This window comes from Catalinimonas locisalis (genome assembly GCF_038039535.1).
Classification (GTDB): Bacteria; Bacteroidota; Bacteroidia; order Cytophagales; family Cyclobacteriaceae; genus Catalinimonas.
Window position 1 is genome coordinate 1 of record NZ_JBBPHP010000094.1, and the last position, 2,301, is coordinate 2,301.

Consider the following 2,301-nt stretch of genomic DNA (forward strand, 5'->3'; position numbering starts at 1 on the left):
GTATCCGTGCGGTGAAGTAGCCTGTTAATTTTCCATCACATCAATTACCTTGGCAAGTTTCCAATTTGGCGGTAGTAGTTCATGTAGACGATTGACGGGATGCTCCGGTAATCTTTCCAGTATATTTTTGAGGTAATCGTAGGGATTAATATTCCTCAGTTTGCAGCTACCTAGCAGGCTGTAGATTATAGCTGCTTTTTCTGCACCGGAATGGCTGCCAGCAAAGAGGTAGTTTTTGCGGCCAAGGGCTACTGGTCTGATGCTGTTCTCGATGAGATTATTATCAACCTCAAGCCTTCCATCCTGTAGGTAAAGATAAATCTTGTTGTACCTGCCGATAAGGTAGTAGAAGGCTTTTCCGATTTTACTCTTAGGTAATACTGTAGGATACTCATTTACCAGCCATTGTCCTAGTGCATCCATGACAGGAACAGACTTTTCCTGACGGAGTTGGTAACGCTGCTCATGATTTAGATTCTGCTCCCTGGCTTGCCGTTCAACAGCGTAGAGTTGCTGGATCAAAAGCAATGCATGCTCTGACCTTACCGGATCACTGTCTTTGGCATGCTCAAAATACCTGCGAGCATGAGCTAGACATCCTACCGGTACAATATCTTCCCTATCTTCAAACTGATCATAAGCCTGGTATCCATCAGTTTGCAGGTAGCCCTGGTAACTTTTCAACAGTTGCTTAGGTCCTTCTCTGTTTCTGCCTTTCTGGTAATCAAATAGGACTAATTTTTCCTCTGGGCTATAATACACCCAGTGGTAGCCCTGATGAGTCTTCTTTTTCTGCTTATCCAATACAGGAATTGGCGTCTCGTCAACTTGCAGGTAAGTTGACTTGAGTACTTCAAATTTAAGTGCCAGATAAAGAGGCTCTAACAGATTACATGCCGCAGGAAGCCAGCCATTCAAGGTGCTGGACGGAATCTTCATACCCAGTCTTTCGTATCTCTGGGCCTGACGGTAGAATGGCAAATGATATACAAACTTGTCTACAAGGATCTGTGCCAGTAGACCTGGGCCAGGTATACCTTTTTCTATTGGTCTTGCTGGCAATTCTGCGATATGAAAGCTTTCTTCAACACTTACATACCTGGAACGAATATACCTGCGCACGAACAGACGGGCAGGCTCTAAATCTAATTCTTCTGTGACCTCTTCGCCTATCTTACGCATGTGCCTCACATCTTCCTTTGGTTCCAGTACTACATCTATGCGAGGCAGATGATCCGGAAAGCTCTGGCGTACCGGTTTCTTGCCAGCTTGTTTAAAGGATCGCTGATAGCTTACCGTCTGCTTTACCACTGCCTGTGCTTCTTCAGCAGTTTCTGCTTCCAGTTCCAGACTAAGTTGAGCATCATCTTTCTGGGCAGGTACAAAGCGCTCTCTTTTACTCCCATAGATGAGTCTTTTAAGCTCTGCAATCTCCTCTGCAAGATAGGCTACGGAAGCTTTCAGCCTGCGGTTCTCTTCAAGAAGAGCCTCTTTGCTAAGTTCAGAATCAGGGTGATGAGATGAATCTGGCATACCGAAATATATCGACAGAAACCCTCACCAGCAAGCTTTTATCAGGCTTTTTCCAATATTTTAGAGTAACGTTTTCGCCGGTATTTTACTTCTACCTCCAGGCCCTCAAGTAGCAGGGATAATTCGCTGTAGGTAAGGCTGATAGATTGATCTTGTGCCTTGGGCAGTTTGAACGTTCCAGCCTCTAATCTTTTGTAGTACAAGACAAAACCACTGGGCTCCCACACCAGCAACTTCATCCTATCCAGACGCTTGCCCAGAAAAATATACACATCGCCAGAGCAGGCATCTTTTCCCATCTGCTGATGTACAACACCGCTCAATCCGTCAAAGCCCTTGCGCATGTCTACTGCCTGGCTGAACAGAAAGAAGCGCTGATGATGGCTCAGGCCGAACACACCTTGAGCACTTGCTGAAGATAATTTACCGGTATAGCACTGGCAAAGCGGATCACCACTCCGGTAGGCAAAGCGATTTCCATACCACCATTCATCTCTTTATTAGTAGATACCGGAATGAAATGCCCCTGTGAGGGTTTAGGAGGTGGAACTGTGGAACCTTGCTGGACTTTCCGATATCTACCAGCCCAGTAAGGCAGGATATGTAAGGGTAAATCATGGCGCTGGCTATATGCTTTTTGGTTTAATCCACTTTGTAGCCAGGCCTCTACTACAGGAAACATCTCTTCTGATGTGCGCATAATACTTTTTCCTGCTATATTAAGTTGCTATTCAGCAGGTAATCAAGGCTACTTCACAGGACGGATAC

General features: G+C 45.5%; 3 protein-coding genes. All 3 read right to left on the bottom strand.

What is annotated here, in order from left to right; translation table 11 throughout:
* Positions 1-24: 24 nt before the first annotated feature.
* Genes tnpC through tnpA form a run of 3 tightly spaced genes read right to left on the bottom strand, consistent with a single transcriptional unit; the run spans position 25 to position 2,233 of the window.
* Complete coding sequence (tnpC, locus tag WJR50_RS33935; RefSeq protein ID WP_341297765.1) at positions 25-1,533, bottom strand: IS66 family transposase; 1,509 nt, start codon at positions 1,531-1,533, stop codon at positions 25-27.
* 41 nt (positions 1,534-1,574) lie between these two features.
* A complete protein-coding gene (tnpB, locus tag WJR50_RS33940) occupies positions 1,575-1,931 on the bottom strand; it encodes an IS66 family insertion sequence element accessory protein TnpB (RefSeq protein ID WP_341297766.1) in 357 nt (118 codons plus the stop codon).
* Positions 1,919-2,233 (bottom strand): IS66 family insertion sequence element accessory protein TnpA, encoded by a 315-nt coding sequence (tnpA, locus tag WJR50_RS33945; RefSeq protein WP_341297767.1) that lies wholly within the window; start codon positions 2,231-2,233, stop codon positions 1,919-1,921. The genes tnpB and tnpA overlap by 13 nt, the downstream gene beginning before the upstream one ends.
* Between the last annotated feature and the right edge of the window lie 68 nt (positions 2,234-2,301).

Bases quoted from the DNA above. Each gene is read 5' to 3' on its own strand.
- tnpC (WP_341297765.1), bottom strand. From the start codon at position 1,533: ATGCCAGATTCATCTCATCACCCTGATTCTGAACTTAGCAAAGAGGCT.
- tnpA (WP_341297767.1), bottom strand. From the start codon at position 2,233: ATGCGCACATCAGAAGAGATGTTTCCTGTAGTAGAGGCCTGGCTACAA.